The organism is Streptomyces sparsus (assembly GCF_054776295.1).
Window position 1 is genome coordinate 1 of the sequence record NZ_BAAHCA010001644.1, and the last position, 612, is coordinate 612.

Annotated in this window: 1 protein-coding gene; it reads right to left on the bottom strand. The window is 77.9% G+C overall.

Annotated features, from left to right (window positions below):
* Positions 1 to 51: 51 nt before the first annotated feature.
* A partial coding sequence (locus ACYVE9_RS30075) for an aminoglycoside phosphotransferase family protein (protein WP_461031020.1) occupies positions 52 to 612 on the bottom strand: 561 nt, incomplete at its 5' end.

Consider the following 612-nt stretch of genomic DNA (forward strand, 5'->3'; position numbering starts at 1 on the left):
TCCCGCGCCGCACCCGGCGCGGACCCGGTGCTCCGTGCCGAGGGCGGCGGCTCAGAGCCAGCCGGAGAACTCCAGCAGCATCTCGCCGTCCTCGCGGCTCCCGGCCAGCAGGTGCCGCACTCCCGACTCGACCGCCCGGTACCGGGCCCAGCCGCGCAACCGCTCCCGGTCGACGTCCAGCGAGTCCGCCAGTTTCGTCACCCGGCGCCGCGCGGCGGCCGGCGCCCCGGGGGAGGCCACCAGGTCGAGCAGCCGGTCCCGGGCCAGCCGGGCCAGGTCGAAAGCCGGTTCACCGACCAGCGGCTCGGGGCCCACGGCCAGCCATGGCGGCCGCTCGGCACCGGACGCCGGCGCGACACCGGACGACAGGACCACCCCCTGCCGGAACTCTCCGTGCAGCAGCACGCCCGCGGGCGCGTCCGCCAGCAGTTCCTCCCGGACCGCCAAGGCCGCGTCCACCACCGGCCGCACCTGGGCGGGCGCCGCGGCGAGCACCGTCCCGGCTTCCGCAGCGGTGTGCTCGGCCACCGTCGGGAACGGGTGGTCACCCGGCTCCACCCACAGCCGACGCGCCGCCGACACCGCCTCCAGCGTCGCCTTCGGCTCCGGCAG